This is a genomic window from Natrarchaeobius halalkaliphilus, assembly GCF_003841485.1.
GTDB lineage: Archaea > Halobacteriota > Halobacteria > Halobacteriales > Natrialbaceae > Natrarchaeobius > Natrarchaeobius halalkaliphilus.
Map to the genome: position 1 here is coordinate 135,218 of NZ_REFY01000005.1, position 16,837 is coordinate 152,054.

A 16,837-nucleotide genomic window follows, 5' to 3' on the forward strand; every position below is an offset into this window, starting at 1 on the left:
GGCAGGACTTCGACTACGGCCGTTGTCGACGGTGTCGGCTCGAGATCGATTGCGAATCGACCAACACACCCTAAGTGTGTGTATTCATTGACTAGTTTCGTCGTTGACCCCATTCAGATTGGTCCGACTCCGGACGTACTGACCTCCATGATTTAACATCGACTACTTTCACCCCGTATTTCTGAATTTACTCCCATACATCTGTAAACTTGCATGTGAATGTTTAACTATCGTGTACCGCGGTGACTTGGCACGTCACTCGGTAATCAACGATAGTTGATCCAGATTCTCACGAAACGTACTAGGACGGATGGGTACTCGACACGACTCCGATGACGGCGCTGATCCGTCACGCTGAAAACGTGGTAACGAACGAGTCGAGATGAGACTCGTGGCGACGTCTGGTTCGTTCGATATCGTCTCGAGACACGTCAGGGTTCGATGACCACGCCGAACGACGCTCCGAAACGAAGTCATCAGAACCGTGCGATTTTCCCACAGTCTTAAGACGATTCCTCCAGAGTCCAAATTATGTACTCGCTCACAGATGAGCAACGATTGATCTTCTCTGAGTGTCGTCGGATCGCGACCGAAGAATTTGCTCCGCGCGCGTTCACGTGGGACGACGAACCGCCGACGGAGAACGTCGAACTACTCGCAGACCTTGAACTCGTCGGTCTCAATTATCCGATCGAGCTCGGGGGTGGGGGACTGTCGGAATTCGAGGTCTGTCTCCAGATCGAGGCGATCGGCCGAATCTGTCCGGACACCGCACAGAGCGTCTATCGCCGGTCGATGATCGCCCCCCGGGTAATCGAAATGTTCGGCTCCGAGTCGCTCAAAGAGGAGTACATTACGGATGTAACCGCTGGAGAGCGATCGATCAGCGTTGCAATAAGTGAACCGCAGGCCGGAAGCGACGTTCAGAATATCGGAACGCAACTCGTCGAAGACGGGGACGGCTATCTCTTGACCGGTGAGAAAACCTGGATCACTCAGGGAGAAAGTGCGGATTCACTCGTCGTCTGGACGAGGCTTCCCGACTCGAACATGGGCGTTGTCGTCGTTGATACCGATCAGGCCGGCGTCGCACGGGAAACCGATTACACCAACATGGCCGGCGACACGCAGACACACTTCACCTTTAGTGAGGTTTCCGTCCCGGAATCACACGTTGTCGTTAGTGGGAAGAGCGGGTTCAAGCGTATGCTCCGCGCGCTCAACTGGGAGCGATGTGCCTCTGCGATGGGTTGTATCGCCATCGCGCTGTGTGCCTTCGATACCGCGGTCGAGTATGCGAAGACACGTGAACAGTTCGGCCAGTCCATTTCTGAGTTCCAGGGACTTCGGTGGAAGTTCGCGGATATGGCGATGCAGATTCAGCTCGGACGAACGATGGTCTACAATACCGTTATCACCGCCGTAGAAAACGAGTGTCCGCCGAATCGACTGCAATCGTCAATCGCAGCGCTATATGCGACGGAGGTCTGCAACAACGTTGTCGACGAAGCACTTCAGATACACGGTGCCAACGGATATCAGCAGGGACATCCACTCGAGTACCTCTATCGGTTAGTTCGAGGGAAACGAATCGCGGCTGGAACCGACGAGATGCTCCGAAATACCATTGCGGATGCGGTGTTGGACGAGGGACTGGCCGATCTTCCCGATCTGATGAACTGAGTCGGTTTTTCGTAAGAGAGAACCGCGTTTACGACGGGCTTGGTTGCGAAGTCAGTAGCTGATCACGCTCAGTCCGAACGACCGCTGATCGCTGTCCGACGGCATGTTTTGGGAAGTGAGACTGTCGGAGGAGTCCTATTTCCATCCAGAGTCGCGAGTTGCACAATCGGTAGTTATAGATGGGTACGGTTCCGTACAGAAAGTGGATTCATGGAGTACGAGTACATCGAACTATCTGTTGAGGACGACGTGGGAAAGATCACACTCGATCGTGCGGAAAAGCGTAACGCGATCGTTCCCGAACTCGCATTGGAAGTAACGGATGCGCTCGAGCGAATCGAAGACGAGATCAGGGTTCTCGTGTTGGAGGGGAACGGATCGGCGTTCTGTGCCGGGATGGACTTGGAAAAGCGATTCTACGAAACTCGCCAGGAAGGGCCGCGTGCGTTCTACGAGGCCGGACGGAAGACGGGATCAATGTTCACGACACTGTTCGACTACAACCGACCGACCGTCGCGAAAATCGACGGCTGGACGTTCGGTGCGGGATACTGCTTGCAGGCGGTGTGTGACTTTGCCGTGACGACCGAGGAGTCGGTTTTTGGACTCTCGGAGATCAACTTCGGTATTATTCCGGGCGGCGGCGCGATGTGGGCAGCGGTCAACACGATGAACCGCAGAAAGGCGCTCTATTACACTTCGACTGGCGAATCGTTCACCGGGGCCACGGCGGAGGAACTGGGCGCTGTGACGACCGCCGTTCCGGAGGACAAACTCGAAGAAACTACCGACGAGCTCATCGAGTCACTCGCAGAAAAGAACCCGATCGCAATGCAATTCAACACCGCTGTGCTCGAGCGTGTACGGTACATGGACTTCCACGAAGCGCTCGACTACGAACGCGGAAAGAGCGAGGAGATGAAATATTATCAGCAAGACGAGTGGGTCGACGAGGGTATCGGCCAGTTCAAGGAGCGAGAGTACAAGCCGGGTCTCGAATCGTACGACGAACAGTCCGAAGACTCCTCGTAGTCTCGCCCGAGAAACCGGGATCCGTCACCCGTATGCGTTTTTTCGAACGACTGACCGGTACTACCGTGTCAACTGAACTGATCTCCACATCGATCGCAGAGATCTCATTCGACCGGCTGTACCTCCGCGTTCGGTGCGTGCCGTCGCGAGTTCGACCCAGATAACGGTGTGATCTCTAAAAACGGGTGAACGAACGCTTACTCGAGGAACCGCCGGTCAACGAGGTCGTCTACCTCGATCACTTCGTCGATAAGTCCCGTTCGTTCCGCCAGATCGATCGATCGGCTGACGCGCTCGTCCGTGAGCATGTTCGACATGTCCGTTTCCCACATTTCGTCTTCCTGCGCCGCCTCGATGGTCTGTTCCCAGACCTCGATGTCGCCGGAGTCGTACGCAGGGAACTCAGCCGGCGAGTCGAAGATCATTTCCGCCAGCTCTTGCGGATCCGTCTCGTAGGCTTGCTCGTACGAATTGGTCAATTCCTCGGCAATCGTCCGGTACACCTCCTCGTACTCGTTGAGTCTGTCATCGGTCGTTACCCACTGTGCGAGTGAGAGCGGTTCGGCGGCAACGTCGTCGTTGGGATTGTGGAACCACTGTGCGATATCACGTTCTTCGACGTCGATCGCTGCACTCGCAAACACGGTGGTTGCATCGACTTCTTCTTCTTCCATGGCCGAAATTCGGTTCGGTGTTCCTGCGATATAGCTGAGATCGAACGCCTCGGGGTCGCCTAACTGGGATTCTGCTGTCGCTCTGAGAGTGAGTGCGGAGAACGACTGTGGCGAATGGGCGGCGACCGGAGCACCCTCTAGTTCCTCCCAGGACTCGATGTCGGGTTGTGCGATGATCTGTTGTGAAAACTTCTGGTTCAGTTCCAGAAACGACGAAATCGGGAATCCTTCCCTGATCGAGTTGATGATCGCCGGCGGATTGGAGTAGCCGAGCTCGACTTCTCCGCTCACGATTCCGGCTACCATCGCTGTGAAGCCGTTGAACACGACCGGTTCGATTTCAACGCCACGCGATTCCATCTCCTCGTTGAACAACGAGTACGTCGGAACACTGTATCCCGCCATCGCTGGCGACGGATGACCGATTCGGAGCGGATTCGGAATCTCGACTTCTCCCCCCATATCATCGTCCGATTGTTCATCGCCAATATCGTCACTTCCGGACGTGTCGCTGTCCGATGCACCGTTATCGTCGTCCCCGTTACCCATGCACCCGGCAAGCCCAACCGTAACGCCTGCACCAACTGTTTTGAGAATGGTTCGCCTCCCACTGCCAGTTCTATGTGGCATGATACCATCATGCGCAACAGCCTATTTAACCATTTTGATTGATTACCATCAGTACTCTCTCTAAATACTGACTTGACTTCCATTTCTACATACATGATGCCTCAATCATGTACAGATATTAACGATCACTGGACTCGAGCCGGACTCGTCGATTCGTCACCCACCTCTCGAACGAAAAGTTCTGGATATATAGGTGCAGTGACGAACGGGGGGTTCGATCGGATATCTTGATCGTCATCTATCGAACAAAACAGTGTAGTACCGCCACAATAATGGGACGTCATGGGAACGAGATCGACCATCATCGACTCTCTGGTCCACGCGTCGACGTGGTATCCGGAGCGCGAAGCACTGGTTCAAGGGGAACAGGACGCTCGGCGTGCATACACGTATGGAGAACTCGAGGAGGAGAGTCGACAGTTTGCGAACGGGCTCCGAGATGCTGGTATCGAGGCCGGCGATCGAATCGTCTTTCTGAACCGAAGCGTCGTCGAGCACGCGGTTGCGTACTTCGGTGCCTTGCGTGCGGGGGCGATTCCGGCAACGATACACTTTCGAGAGTCTCCATCGACGATCCAATCGATGGTGGAGTCGGTTTCTCCGACGGCACTCGTGTTCCAGCCACAGCTACACGAAACGGCTGAACTCGTCCTGGAGACGTCGTCGACGATCACCGAATCGATCGTACTCGATCGGCTTGGAGAGGTTCCCACCTTCGCCAGACCGTACTCCGACGTTCTCGATGCACCTCCACAGGAGCTGCCGACCGTTTCCTCGTCGGATCGGGCGTTCATCAATTTCTCGTCCGGAACGACCGGTGTCCCCAAGCCGGTCGTCCACACACACGAGAACATCATCGAAAGCACTCATCTCGCCTTCTTCAAAAAACAGATCGGCCCCGGTGACCGCACTCTTAAGACCAACACGCCGTCGTTTATCGCGTGGGCGAATACGACGTTTCCGTACGTCAACGCCGGTGCCACGGTGGTGTTCCTCGAGCAGTCGGATCCGGTTGCGATACTCGAGGCGATCGACGCAGAACGGATCACGTCGCTGATTCTGGTTCCGACGATCTGGAAGCGAATCCTCGCTGAAGATCTCGAGCAGTACGACCTCGAGTCGATACGAACGGCCGGCTACTCCGGAGAGCCGCTCGATCCGGGATTGTTCGCACGGATCAAAGCGGAGGTCACACCCAACATCTGTACGATGTACGGGACGACCGAGACGATGTCGTCGTCGATGACGCTCTTCCCCGACGATGTCGACGAGGATACGCTGGACAGCGTCGGGTATCCCGTGCCGGACACCGACGTTCGTATCATCGAACCCGATAGCCGGGATCCCGATCGACAGGTCGACCGCGGTGACACTGGTGAGATCATCGTCCGCGGACCGTCGGTGGCAGAGGAGATCTGGAACGATCCGGAGCGAACGCGGGCGACGTTCCACGAGGATGGCTGGCTCTTTACGGGCGATCTCGGCTACGTCGGCGAGGATCGGCTGCTGTACCTGCGCGGCCGCCACGATAACATGATCATCAGCGGCGGGATCAACATCTACCCCGAGAAAGTAAACGAGGTGCTCGGTTCCTGGGACGAGATCGCGGATTCGGCGGTCATCGGCGTCCCACACGATACCTGGGGCGAAACCGTGACCGCGATCGTCGTTCCCCGAGACGAGTCGGTAACCGAGGAGGACGTAAAGTCCGTCTGTGCGGAGTCGCCAGACCTGGCGGACTACCAGCAGCCGCGACTGGTACGGTTCGTCGACGAGTTGCCCAAGACGGGAACGAGCAAGATCGACTACGCCGCGCTCAGGGAGCGTTTCGCGGAGTGACGTGAGTTCCCGACCGAAGCGTATACTGCCGCGAAAACGCGCTGCTACGAGTCACCAAGCGCGTGATAGCTAGCACGCGTCTCCGATCGGGCCTCGAGACTACCGTAACGACTCGTAGGCGTCCGGATCGGCCCACCGTTTCGGATACGAGTGATCGTGCTCGGTCCATGTGATGACGTCACAATCAGACACGGTGATAGTTGCGATCGTACTGGCGAATACCGACGGTCGTCCGTGGGTGATCCGCCTCGATTCCGCTGACGGTACAATTATACGCGGTCGACACGGAATCGACGCCATGATCAGCGATCCGGCGCTCGTACTGATCGACGTACAGGCGCAGTTCTGTGACCCCGAGTACGGCTACATTCCCGAGGCGGAAGCCGAGACGATCGAGGAGCGAATCGAGTCCGCTAACGAGTTAGTGGGGCGGTATCGAGAGAGCGGGCGACAACCGATCTTCGTCAGGGTGGTTCACGACGAGCGGGCGACGTCGCCCGTCTGGTCCGATAAATACGGCGACGGACCGCTTCCGTGTGCGCCGGGAAGCGACGGCGCGGCGTTCGACTCCGCGCTCGACGTCCGCGAGGACGACGCGATCGTCACCAAACACCGCTACGACGCGTTTCACGAAACCGATCTGGAGGTGTACCTCTCGAGCAACGACGTCTCGCGGCTGCTCGTCGGCGGTATCGCGACCGAGGTCTGCGTCGAGTCGACCGTCCGGTCGGCGTTCGATCGCGACTACCGAACGACCGTGCTTTCGGACTGTACTGCGTCTGCGGATCCCGTTGCGCGCGAACGCAGCCTCGAGCGTATCGACGCCAAATTTGGTGAAGTAAAGCCCTCTACAGAAGTCTCCCTTGGAGTCGACTGAGACGATCGATTCCCGTCGGAGACCGCCGACTCGAACCTACTCGCTGTTCTACAATAGTGTCGGTATCGTCCTGTCAGATAATACATCGCAGCGACACAGTCATGTGGCGTGGACGAAAACCTGGCGTATGAACGGTGGATCAGATCCGACGATCGATGCCTATTCGCACGTCGTTCCGAGCGAGTACAAAACCGCCCTCGAATCGTACACAGGATCGTCGTATACGATCTCGGACCTTCACGACGCGATTCCGACGCTGACGGACGTCGAGAGACGGCTGACGACCATGGACGAGTGTGGAGTCGACGTCGACGTACTCGTTCCCGCGAGTCCCGCCGTCGAGACGGTCGCGGACCACCGCGGTGCTGTCGAACTGGCTCGAACCATGAACGATGGGATCGCTCGAATCGTCGACGAATACCCCGATCGATTCGCCGGTGTCGCGACGGTTCCGATGAACAACCCTGAGGCGATGGTCGACGAACTCGAGCGTGCAGTTACCGACCTGGGGCTTTGTGGTGCGCTGATCTACTCGAACGTGGACCGCAGACCGGCGGACGAACCACATCTCGACGGAGCGGGTCGCCCGATCGACGGACCGGAGTTTGACCCCTTCTACGAGATGGCTGCGGCGCTCGACGTTCCGCTGTGGCTTCATCCGGCCCGACCGAAGACGACGCCCGAATACGTCGGTGAACCGACCTCGAAGTACCTCGTCTGGCAAATGTTCGGCTGGCCGTTCGAGCTCAGCGCGGCGATGGCCCGGATGGTCTTCGGCGGTGTGTTCGATCGCCACCCAGAACTGGACGTGATAGCCCACCACGCGGGCGGGATGATCCCATTGTTGACGGGGCGGATGGACGTCCACTACGACCTGTTCGAAACGTTTTCCGGGACGGATCTAACGGACCATCTCTCGAGTCCGTACAGCGATCAGTTCCGTCGGTTCTACGTCGATACCGCGACGTTCGGATCCGTCCGTGCACTCGAGATGGCGATCGAATTTTTCGGCGTCGACCACGTTCTGTTCGGAACCGATGCGCCGTTCGATACGTCGGAGGGCCGACGCTGTCGCAATCGATGTCGGAAAGCCCTCGACGCAGCCGACCTGTCCGAACGCGACCGTCAGCGTATCTCTGGAGGGAACGTTCGAACGTTGATCGGTGACTGATACCGGCTCCTGTAAGTCATTTTGGTACAACTGCAAGACGGATCGCGGTCGTACCGGTAAATCGTTACAGCAGACCGTGTGACACCGGTGTACATCTCTATTTGAGTCGACTACCTCCCGACGTATACGCCTCTGGAAAGCGATGTGTGAAACATCTCAGAATACACACCCTAAGTGTGTATTTATCTGTGGTGTGCACGTGGATACGATTGGGTGAACGTGAACCGTCGGACAGTCTGGCGATTTGTCCGATCTATATCTGTTCGTCTTGTCGGCTGGTGTCTTATTAATCTTCTCCTATCGGCAATAGGATCCACTACGTTAGATGTTATCAATCATCCCTGCAGAGAACCAAACGATGACGTTCAGAGAGAGCAATTCACAGGGGTCTGGTACGCGTCGATCGTTCTTACGGAACGCAGGTGCTGTCGGCGCTCTCGGGTCGTTGGGAGCTCTATCGGGGTGTCTGGGTGACGAGGAAGAAGGCGGTGCGGACAACCAGTACACCTTCGGAGCTGGGCCGTCGGATTCGATGTCGTTCGCGATGGCCAACCAGTTTGCACACAACCTCGAGAGCAATTCCGACCACACTGTCGATTTGACGTCCCAGCCGAGTTCGCAGGCGCTGTCGCTCGTTCTGGGCGGTGAGAACGAGATGGCCTGGGCGACGTCGTTTATCGGCCAGCAAGCTGCTGATGCCGAAGGACCGTTCGCTGACGTCGAGATGAACTACACGCCGATGCAGATCATGTCCTATTACTACATGCGGATCGGGTTAGTCGCGCCCGTCGATTCCGATCTAGAGTATTACAGCGATCTGGCAAACGAGGACTTCGCCCCCGGACCGGCTGGCGCGTCGTTTTATCCTCCCTTCGAGATGGCTCTTCAAGAAACACTCTCGGAGGACGATATTTCTCCGCGACATATGGACGTCTCCGAGTTAGCTGATGGTCTCGCCGAGGAACGAGCGGTCGCGGCCGGTGGCCCACTGAAAATGAACGCTATTATTCCTGCGTTCATGGAGCAGACGTACTCCCAGAACGACTGTCGGCTCCTCGCGTGGGACGACGATGCCATCGATGGGATTCAGAGTAACCCGATGTTGAGCGGCGTATACGAGTCGAACGACGAGATGGGCGACATCCAGGAATTCACGTCGTCCGACGAGACGTTCGTCGTTTCCGCAGACTTCATCGTCTTCGGTTCGGAACAAGTGTCCGCTGACGTCGTCTACGAGATGCTCGATACGCTGTGGAACGCTCGAGACGAACTGGAGGAGGGACACGCTGCGTTCGCGCCGTTCCACGACGACGAGTTCTGGGTGGAGAACCTGACAACCGAGCTTCCCGTCCATCCTGGAGCTGCTGATTTCTTCGAAGAACACGGAATCTGGAACGACGACTTCGAAGTCGGTGAGGTCTGAACTGGCGGTATTTCGTCTTGAATACTACTATGAGTTCAATCCGATCGAACGCAGAGCGGAGTTTACGCGGAGTGATACTGCTGTTGGCCGTTGGCTTGTCGACGTGGGTTATCGTCTTCGCCTACAGCGGGGAGTTCATTCCTCGCCAACAACACGCGAACATCGTGTTGGGATTGGGGCTCTCGGTCTACTACTTCAACAACGCTCAGAACCTGATTCAACGCGAGTCGCTCGAGCGACGCGAACGAATCTCGCTCGGAATCTCGCTGCTGTTCGGAATCGCGATCCTGGCGTTGACCGCTTACGTTCACCTCCATTACTACCGCTGGCTCGAATCCGGACGGCTACTCGTCTATACCGATCTCGATCTGCTCATCGGCGTCGGTATCATCACGATCGTCATCGACGCAACGTTCAGAAAGTACGGAACGATCCTCGGAATGGTGATCCTCTTCGTCATCGGCTACGGCTACTTCGGTCAGTATTTCCCCGGCGTTCTCTCTCATTCGGGGTTAACCGTCGAGCAGATCATCCGCCGGCAAACCATCAACATGACGGGGATTTACGGCTTCCTCCTCCAGGTCGGTGCCACCTGGATCGCGATCTTCATCATCTTTGCCGGGCTCGTCGAGGGCCATCGTGGGTTCGATTTCATTCTCGACTTCGGTGAACGAGTCGCGAAACATTCGAAGAACGCGGTCGTCCAGACTGCCGTCGTCTCCAGTATGATAATGGGAACGATGATGGGGAGTTCGGCGTCGAACGTGGCGACGACTGGCTCGTTCACCATCCCGCTCATGAAAGACAGGGGTGTGCCGCCGAAGCTGGCCGGCGCGATCGAGTCCGTCGCGAGTACGGGCGGACAGATCCTCCCACCGATCATGGGGACCGCAGCGTTCATCATGGCGGACATCATCAACGTACCGTTCGCTGAGATCGCCGTCGCGGGATTGATTCCCGCCGCGCTGTTCTACCTGTCGGTGGTCCTGTCGATTCACTTCATCATGGTGAAAAAGGACATCATCGGCTCCAGCGGGATCGACTTCGATTCCCCTGACGACGAGTCGCTGAGTTCGTCTCGAGAGCTCGCAATCATGGGCGTTCAGTACGTCGTCCCGCTGGGAGTTCTCGTCTACGTACTGATGATCCAGCAGGTCAGTCCGATGGCAGCCGGCATCTCGTCTATCGGTGCGCTCTTGATCACCCGGTTCGTCTTTTTGGCACCGAAACGGGAGGGAAAACAGTTCGTTACGGACACGATCGACGGCCTGGAGAAAGGAGGGAAGAACCTGGCACCGTTCATGGCCATCCTCGCGTCGCTCGGAATCGTCATCAACATCATCACGGTCACCGGACTGGCACAGCGGATTGCGACCCAGCTCATCGCGATCTCGGGGGGTCAGCTGTTGATCTTTCTGGTGCTGGCGATGATCGTGAGTCTCCTGTTCGGGCTGGGTATGCCGACGCCCGCCGCCTACGTTCTCGTGGCGACGATCATCGCACCCGAACTCGTCTCGCTGGGTGTGCCACAGCTATCCGCTCACCTCTTCGTGTTCTACTTCGCGCTGCTGTCCGCGATCACGCCGCCGGTCGCCCTCGCCGTTGCGATCGCGTGTAATATCTCGCACACGGATTTCCTCGCGACGACCAAACAGGCGCTCGTAATCGGTGCGGTCGCGTTTATCATCCCGTATATCTTCGTCTTCAACAACGAGATCATCTTCGTGAGCGTCTCGGAAACCGTGCCGACGCTGTTGCTCCTCGTCGTCGCTATCTGGATGCTCACCAGTGCGATCGTCGGACACAACGGACTCGCTCGCATCTCGAGCGTCGAGCGTGTCGTTGGTGTGTTCGTCTTCGGATTGCTGGCGTTTCAGGCGACCCTCCTTACGATCACGCTCGGACTGGGTATCTTCCTCGTCGCGACGGTCGGGATGCAAAAACGAGACGTCGTTCTCTGATCCGACGGGGTCGTCCGATACTACATTTCACCGTCCACTCTCACCGGTCGCTCGAGTTACTTGTCGAAGACCGTCCCGTCCGATTCCCCGAGGGAGACGACGACGTTTTTGAGTTGCGTGTAGTGATCGATCGCCTGGATCCCCTTTTCCCTGCCGAGCCCGCTCTTTTTGTATCCCCCGAACGGTGCCTGCGGGAACGTCGCGGGGAACTCGTTGATCGCGACGGTTCCGGCTTCGAGACCGTTTGCGACCCGATGGCCGCGATCGAGCGTGTCGGTCCACACCGCCGCGTAGAGACCGTACTCGGTGTCGTTCGCGCGTCGAATGACCTCGGTTTCGTCCGAAAATTCGTACAGCGTGATGACCGGTCCGAACACCTCTTCACACGAGATGGGCGCATCGTCGTCGACCGAATCGATGAGCGTCGGCTCGAAGTAATTCCCGTTCCGTTCGACGACGCTACCGCCGGTCAACACCCGCGCACCGTCCGCTTTCGCCGTCGAGACGTACTCCTCGATGTCGTCTAGCGCGTCGGCCGAGATCACCGGACCGATGTCGTGGCCGTCGATTCCGGGACCGATCGACATCGACTCCGTCGCCGCCGCGAGCCGGGACGTGAACTCGTCGTAGATTTCCTCGTGAACGAAGACGCGCGTCGTGGCGAAACAGACCTGCCCGCTGTTGAAAAACACCTTCAGCGTGTCCTCGATCGCGGCGTCGAGATCAGCGTCTTCGAAGACGATACTCGGGCTCTTGCCGCCCAGCTCGAGCGAAACGGGTATGACGTTCTCCATCGCCGCTTTTCCGACCATGGTTCCGCCCGTGACCGATCCGGTAAACGTGATCTCGTCGATCCGGGGATCCTCGGTCAGGGTGGCTCCGGTCCGCGATCCCGGACCGGGAACGACGTTGAACAACCCCTCCGGTATCCCCGCCTCCGTGGCGAGCTCTGCGAATTTGAGCACGGAGAGCGGCGCTTCCGAGGACGGTTTGGCGACGACCGCGTTTCCTGCCGCCAGTGCGGGGACGATGCCGCGTATTCCCAGCATGACCGCGGCGTTCCACGGGATGATCTGTGCGCTCACGCCGAGGGGCTCTTTCTGCGTGTAATCCAATCGATTTCCATCGACCGGAATCGTTTCCCCCTGGATCTTGTCACAGAGTCCACCGTAGTACTCGAAGTAGCCGAGTCCGTCCGTGATGATTCCGTTCGATTGTCCGATCGGTCGCCCCATCTCCAGGCTCTCGAGTTCTGCAAGCTCGTCGACCGAGTCGGTAAGACGCTCGCCGACGCGTCGGAGCACGCGACCACGTTCGGATGCGTCGAGTGCCGCCCACTCGCGTTGTGCCTCTCGAGCGGTTTCGATGGCGTCGTCGACGGTTTCCTCGTCTGCGATCCCGACGGTCGCGATCGTCTCGCCGGTCGAGGGGTTTTCGATGTCGAACGTCTCGGCCGCGCTTCGATACTCGCCGTTGATAAACGGTCCTGTGTCGTCGGCTGCTGGCGATGCCATACTCTGGGATAGCCGGTTGCAGATAGATAAACATTCACACGGACGCTATCGATCGTCGCCGGCCATCCTCTTCGAACGTCGGTCCTTCGCCAAAGAAGATCCGGACCGGTCAGAGAAGACCCCCTTCCGAATAATTTATACTCCACTAGCGATAGCTGCTATCATGGCATCGTTTACCGTTACGGATGCGGATGCACACTATCTAGAAGACTTGAGTCGATTATCGGAGTATCTCGAGGACGACAATCCCTGGAAAGGACGGTTCGGGGGGGACTCGAAGGACAACCGAGAGGACATCGGTAGCGTCCCGGTCAACATCTTCCCCGCGAGTACCGGATCTAGAAACCTGTACGGACGGATTCAGCGCGACGAGGTCTCTTATCCCGGCGAGGAGATGTCGGGCGAGGACGTGCCGCGGATCATGGCCCACCTCGGCCTCGACAACTGCGTGCTCCTCTCACAGAAGATGCTGACGTTCGCCCGGCTTAAGGCGGACGACGAGCGGGCGAACGTCCTCGCAAAGACGTACACGGAGTACATGCTCGACGAGATCGTCGACCCCGACGAGGGCGTCTACACGATGATTCCGGTCCCGTGGCAGGATCCCGAGTACGCCGTTGAACTCCTCGACGAGTACGGCGACGAGAAGGGAATCTGCGGTGCGTGTATGATCACGGGCGGCGCAGAACCGCCGATGGGCAATCGCAAGTACGATCCAATTTACGAGATCGCAGAAAAGAAAGATCTCGCCATCAACTTCCACACCGGCGGCGGTGGCCTCGACGAGTTCCACCAGAAGGGCTACGAGAAGTTCATCGAAACCCACACGCTGGGCTTCCTCTACAACAACGCCTCACAGATCGTCAGCGTCGTCGTCCAGGGCGTTCCCGAGAAGTTCCCCGACCTGAAGATCGCGTTCCAGGAGTCGGGGCTGTTCTACGTTCCGACCGTCATGCATCGTCTCGATGCCGAGTACCTCAAACGACAGTCCGAGGCTCCGCTGCTCGAGAAGCGCCCGAGCGAGTACATGCAGGAGTTCTACTACGGAATCCAGCCGATGGAGCTTCCCGAAAAAGAGGAGTACCTAGAGCAGATCATCGAGATGATCGGCGGCCCGGACCGACTGATGTACGCGTCTGACTACCCACACTGGGACTACGACCGTCCCTCCGTGATCACGGAGCGCCCGTTCCTCGACGACGACGAGAAACGGCGCATTCTCTCGGGTACCGCCGAGGAGGTGTTCGGAATATGAGCTCCACCCACGTGGGATCGGTCGACGAGTTCGAACACGGGGATCGGAAAATCACCACCGTCGACGGCGCATCCGTCGGCGTCTTCTGTGTCGACGGCGAGTTCTATGCCCTCGAAAACGAGTGTCCACACCAGGGTGGACCCGCCTGCACCGGGCGCGTCGGCGGCGAAATCGTCGCGGAGATTCCCGAGCCCGGAAAACGAAAGCAAGAGCGGATCTCTGACGATCTGGTCGTCGCCTGTCCGTGGCACGGCTGGGAGTTCGAAATCGAAACGGGAATCCACCTGGGCGACGATAGCATCTGCCTCGATCAGTTCGATGTCGTCGTCGAGGACGACGAAGTGTACGTGACCGGCTGAGTTCGAGAGCCAAACGCAATAATGAGTGGAATTCGACCTGGCGTGTGGCTATGACGAACGCATCCGAGTCGCCGCTCGAGCGCCGATTACGGGAGATCGAGACCGAGCGAACGGCCGTTCCGTTCGATTACGACGAGTTAGAACGAGTTGCACTCGAGCGGCTTCCGTCGGCATCGGCGTCGTACGTGGCCGCTACCGCGGGGACCGGCGAGACGGGGCGTGCGAACCGACGGGAGTTCGATCGGTGGCGAATCGTTCCTCGCGTCCTCCGGGACGTCTCGGATCGATCCCTGGGCGTCGACCTCTTCGAGAAGACGCTCCGCTCGCCGCTACTGCTGGCTCCGATCGGGGGACAGACGAAGTACCACGAGGACGGAGAACTCGCGAGCGTCCGCGCAGCGACGGAACTCGGCGTCCCGTTCGCGCTGAGTACCGCATCCTCGTACTCCATCGAGGACGTCGCGGAAACCGACGATTCGAACCTCCTCTTTCAGCTGTACTGTACGTCTGATTTCGACACGACCGTGAACCTCCTCGAGCGGGCGGAGCGAGCAGGGTACGACGGAATCTTGCTCACCGTCGACTTTCAGGTTCCGCGGTGGTCCCCCGAGACGTTGTCCCGGACCAACGATCAGCTGTATGCGAGCTCCCTCGCGAACCTGTCGGCAGATTCGCCAGCGAATTCCGTGAGCGACACGACGGCCGATCCGCTCGCCAGAGACGAGTCGCTGTCGTGGGAGGACCTCTCCGCTCTGACGGAGGCGACGACGCTGCCGATCTATCTCAAGGGGATCACCCACCCCGAGGATGCGCGTCTCGCCGTCGAACACGGGATGGACGGCGTCGTCGTCTCGAATCACGGCGGCCGACAGGTCGACGGTTCGATCGCGGCGATCACCGCCCTGCCACACGTCGCAGACGCCGTCGGTGCCGACGTTCCGGTACTCTTCGACAGCGGCGTTCGCGGGGGTGCCGACGCGTTCAAAGCGATCGCACTCGGGGCCGACGCCGTGTTTCTGGGACGGCCGTATCTGTACGGATTGACGATCGCGGGGCAGCGAGGGGTATACGAGGTCGTCCACAACGTTCTGGCGGAACTGGACAGCGTCGTCGGGCTCTCCGGGTACGACTCGATCGCGAACGTCGACCGATCGGCTATCGTCGACGGATCGTCGATCGGCTCGATGGGGTTTGACTGAGTACGTGGCTGATCCGCTGCACGTCGACTCCTGTAATCATCCGATTGATCGGTATCACGTTGGTCAAACGCTCGCGGTAAGGAAAACCACGCGAGAGATGGGCTAACAGTAGTTATATATGCGCTCTGTCCCATCTACAAGCCATGACGCTCTTGATGGGTACCGATGACGGACTGTTCCGTGCGGAGGACGTTCCCTTCGAAAAAGCAGACGCAGAACGGATCCTCGACTGCGGGCGGGTGACGCAGGTCGAAGACCTGACCCACGCGGAAGGCGTGTTCATCTGCTCGAGCGATGGTGCGTATCGATCGCTCGACGGCGGCGAGACGTGGTCCGAACTCGCGGTACCGAAAGGCGGACGGTACTGGTTCGAGGGCGACAGCATCGTCTTTTCGCTACAGGCCACCGCCGACGGCACGCTGTACGCCGGGACGAACTTGCCGGCCCTGTATCGGTCGTTCGACGACGGGGAGACCTGGCACGAACTGCGCGGCTTTCAGGACCTGCCGTCGCGCCCCCACTGGGAGTCGCCGGAGGATCCAAAGCGGGCGCGGATCCGAAACATCGAATCGGCACCGAACACGACGGATCGACTCATCGTCAGCCTCGAAGTCGGTGGCGTCCACGTCAGCAACGACGGCGGCGAGACGTGGATCGACCGTCGGGAGAACATCGAGGACGACGTTCATCACGTTCTCCCGCTGACTGCCGATTGCTGGTTGGCTGCGACCGGCTACTTCGACCTCGAACTCGAGCACGTCGGGCTGCAGACCGGGCTCGGACACGCCACGGGCTGGGGTGGGCTGTATCGGACGACTGACGCCGGAGAAACCTGGAAGCGCCTGGACCAGGGCAACGAGTACTCCTACATCAGGCGGGCGTTCACGCACGACGGGACGGTGATTTTCAGCGGTGCCAACGGCGCTCCGCCCGCCTGGGAGAACGACGAGCACGAAGCCGCACTCTTCGAGTCGACGGACTTCGGCCGGACGTTCGAACGCGTTTCGTACCCGGGCGAACCGAACGAGGTGATCGAGGACTGGGTGGTCGACGACGACGGGACCCTCCTCTGTGGCGGCGGACTGTTCGACATTCCGGATCCGCGTCACGACCTCGACGGGCGGATTATGCGCCGAACCGACGATGGGACGTACGAAACGGTCGGGAAAGTGCCTTCGAGCGTGGGTCGAATCGAACTCGTCTGAGTGGCAGTCGTTCGT

General features: G+C 58.7%; 13 protein-coding genes. 11 read left to right on the forward strand and 2 right to left on the reverse strand.

What is annotated here, in order from left to right:
- The first annotated feature begins 531 nt into the window (after positions 1-531).
- A complete protein-coding gene (locus tag EA462_RS13355) occupies positions 532-1,683 on the forward strand; it encodes an acyl-CoA dehydrogenase family protein (protein WP_124179077.1) in 1,152 nt (383 codons plus the stop codon).
- 210 nt (positions 1,684-1,893) lie between these two features.
- Positions 1,894-2,715: an enoyl-CoA hydratase-related protein gene (locus EA462_RS13360; protein WP_124179078.1), complete on the forward strand. Its 822-nt coding sequence runs from the start codon at positions 1,894-1,896 to the stop codon at positions 2,713-2,715.
- A gap of 197 nt (positions 2,716-2,912) precedes the next feature.
- Here EA462_RS13360 and EA462_RS13365 read toward each other — a convergent pair whose 3' ends face one another.
- A complete protein-coding gene (locus EA462_RS13365; protein ID WP_124179079.1) occupies positions 2,913-4,019 on the reverse strand; it encodes an ABC transporter substrate-binding protein in 1,107 nt (368 codons plus the stop codon).
- A 282-nt stretch (positions 4,020-4,301) separates the two neighbouring features.
- On the opposite strand from EA462_RS13365, the gene EA462_RS13370 reads away from it, so the two are divergent.
- From EA462_RS13370 to EA462_RS13390, 5 genes are all read left to right on the forward strand, one after another.
- Positions 4,302-5,858, forward strand: a complete 1,557-nt coding sequence (locus EA462_RS13370) for a class I adenylate-forming enzyme family protein (RefSeq protein WP_124179080.1) — start codon at positions 4,302-4,304, stop codon at positions 5,856-5,858.
- A 298-nt stretch (positions 5,859-6,156) separates the two neighbouring features.
- Positions 6,157-6,735 (forward strand): cysteine hydrolase family protein, encoded by a 579-nt coding sequence (locus EA462_RS13375; RefSeq protein ID WP_165872076.1) that lies wholly within the window; start codon positions 6,157-6,159, stop codon positions 6,733-6,735.
- Between the two features lie 127 nt (positions 6,736-6,862).
- Positions 6,863-7,906 (forward strand): amidohydrolase family protein, encoded by a 1,044-nt coding sequence (locus EA462_RS13380; RefSeq protein ID WP_124179082.1) that lies wholly within the window; start codon positions 6,863-6,865, stop codon positions 7,904-7,906.
- A 445-nt stretch (positions 7,907-8,351) separates the two neighbouring features.
- Positions 8,352-9,329 (forward strand): TAXI family TRAP transporter solute-binding subunit, encoded by a 978-nt coding sequence (locus EA462_RS13385; RefSeq protein WP_165872077.1) that lies wholly within the window; start codon positions 8,352-8,354, stop codon positions 9,327-9,329.
- A 29-nt stretch (positions 9,330-9,358) separates the two neighbouring features.
- Entirely contained in the window at positions 9,359-11,290 is a 1,932-nt protein-coding gene (locus tag EA462_RS13390) for a TRAP transporter permease (RefSeq protein ID WP_124179084.1), read from the forward strand.
- Between the two features lie 56 nt (positions 11,291-11,346).
- Here the strand turns inward: EA462_RS13390 and EA462_RS13395 are convergent, their stop codons facing one another.
- Entirely contained in the window at positions 11,347-12,804 is a 1,458-nt protein-coding gene (locus EA462_RS13395; RefSeq protein WP_124179085.1) for an aldehyde dehydrogenase family protein, read from the reverse strand.
- Positions 12,805-12,967: 163 nt separating this feature from the next.
- On the opposite strand from EA462_RS13395, the gene EA462_RS13400 reads away from it, so the two are divergent.
- From EA462_RS13400 to EA462_RS13415, 4 genes are all read left to right on the forward strand, one after another.
- On the forward strand, positions 12,968-14,059 hold the full coding sequence (locus tag EA462_RS13400) for an amidohydrolase family protein (protein ID WP_124179086.1): 1,092 nt from the start codon (positions 12,968-12,970) through the stop codon (positions 14,057-14,059).
- Positions 14,056-14,418, forward strand: coding sequence for a Rieske (2Fe-2S) protein (locus tag EA462_RS13405; protein ID WP_124179087.1), 363 nt, complete (start codon positions 14,056-14,058; stop codon positions 14,416-14,418). The genes EA462_RS13400 and EA462_RS13405 overlap by 4 nt, the downstream gene beginning before the upstream one ends.
- Before the next feature lie 50 nt (positions 14,419-14,468).
- Positions 14,469-15,617 carry an alpha-hydroxy-acid oxidizing protein gene (locus EA462_RS13410; RefSeq protein ID WP_124179088.1) on the forward strand — a complete coding sequence of 383 codons (1,149 nt, stop codon included), beginning with the start codon at positions 14,469-14,471 and terminating at the stop codon, positions 15,615-15,617.
- A 143-nt stretch (positions 15,618-15,760) separates the two neighbouring features.
- A complete protein-coding gene (locus EA462_RS13415) occupies positions 15,761-16,822 on the forward strand; it encodes a WD40/YVTN/BNR-like repeat-containing protein (protein ID WP_124179089.1) in 1,062 nt (353 codons plus the stop codon).
- Positions 16,823-16,837: the final 15 nt, after the last annotated feature.

What these genes read in the sequence shown, in the direction of transcription:
- EA462_RS13355 (WP_124179077.1), top strand. Translation starts at nt 532, where the DNA reads ATGTACTCGCTCACAGATGAGCAACGATTGATCTTCTCTGAGTGTCGT.
- EA462_RS13360 (WP_124179078.1), top strand. Translation starts at nt 1,894, where the DNA reads ATGGAGTACGAGTACATCGAACTATCTGTTGAGGACGACGTGGGAAAG.
- EA462_RS13365 (WP_124179079.1), bottom strand. Translation starts at nt 4,019, where the DNA reads ATGCCACATAGAACTGGCAGTGGGAGGCGAACCATTCTCAAAACAGTT.
- EA462_RS13370 (WP_124179080.1), top strand. Translation starts at nt 4,302, where the DNA reads ATGGGAACGAGATCGACCATCATCGACTCTCTGGTCCACGCGTCGACG.
- EA462_RS13375 (WP_165872076.1), top strand. Translation starts at nt 6,157, where the DNA reads ATGATCAGCGATCCGGCGCTCGTACTGATCGACGTACAGGCGCAGTTC.
- EA462_RS13380 (WP_124179082.1), top strand. Translation starts at nt 6,863, where the DNA reads ATGAACGGTGGATCAGATCCGACGATCGATGCCTATTCGCACGTCGTT.
- EA462_RS13390 (WP_124179084.1), top strand. Translation starts at nt 9,359, where the DNA reads ATGAGTTCAATCCGATCGAACGCAGAGCGGAGTTTACGCGGAGTGATA.
- EA462_RS13395 (WP_124179085.1), bottom strand. Translation starts at nt 12,804, where the DNA reads ATGGCATCGCCAGCAGCCGACGACACAGGACCGTTTATCAACGGCGAG.
- EA462_RS13400 (WP_124179086.1), top strand. Translation starts at nt 12,968, where the DNA reads ATGGCATCGTTTACCGTTACGGATGCGGATGCACACTATCTAGAAGAC.
- EA462_RS13405 (WP_124179087.1), top strand. Translation starts at nt 14,056, where the DNA reads ATGAGCTCCACCCACGTGGGATCGGTCGACGAGTTCGAACACGGGGAT.
- EA462_RS13410 (WP_124179088.1), top strand. Translation starts at nt 14,469, where the DNA reads ATGACGAACGCATCCGAGTCGCCGCTCGAGCGCCGATTACGGGAGATC.
- EA462_RS13415 (WP_124179089.1), top strand. Translation starts at nt 15,761, where the DNA reads ATGACGCTCTTGATGGGTACCGATGACGGACTGTTCCGTGCGGAGGAC.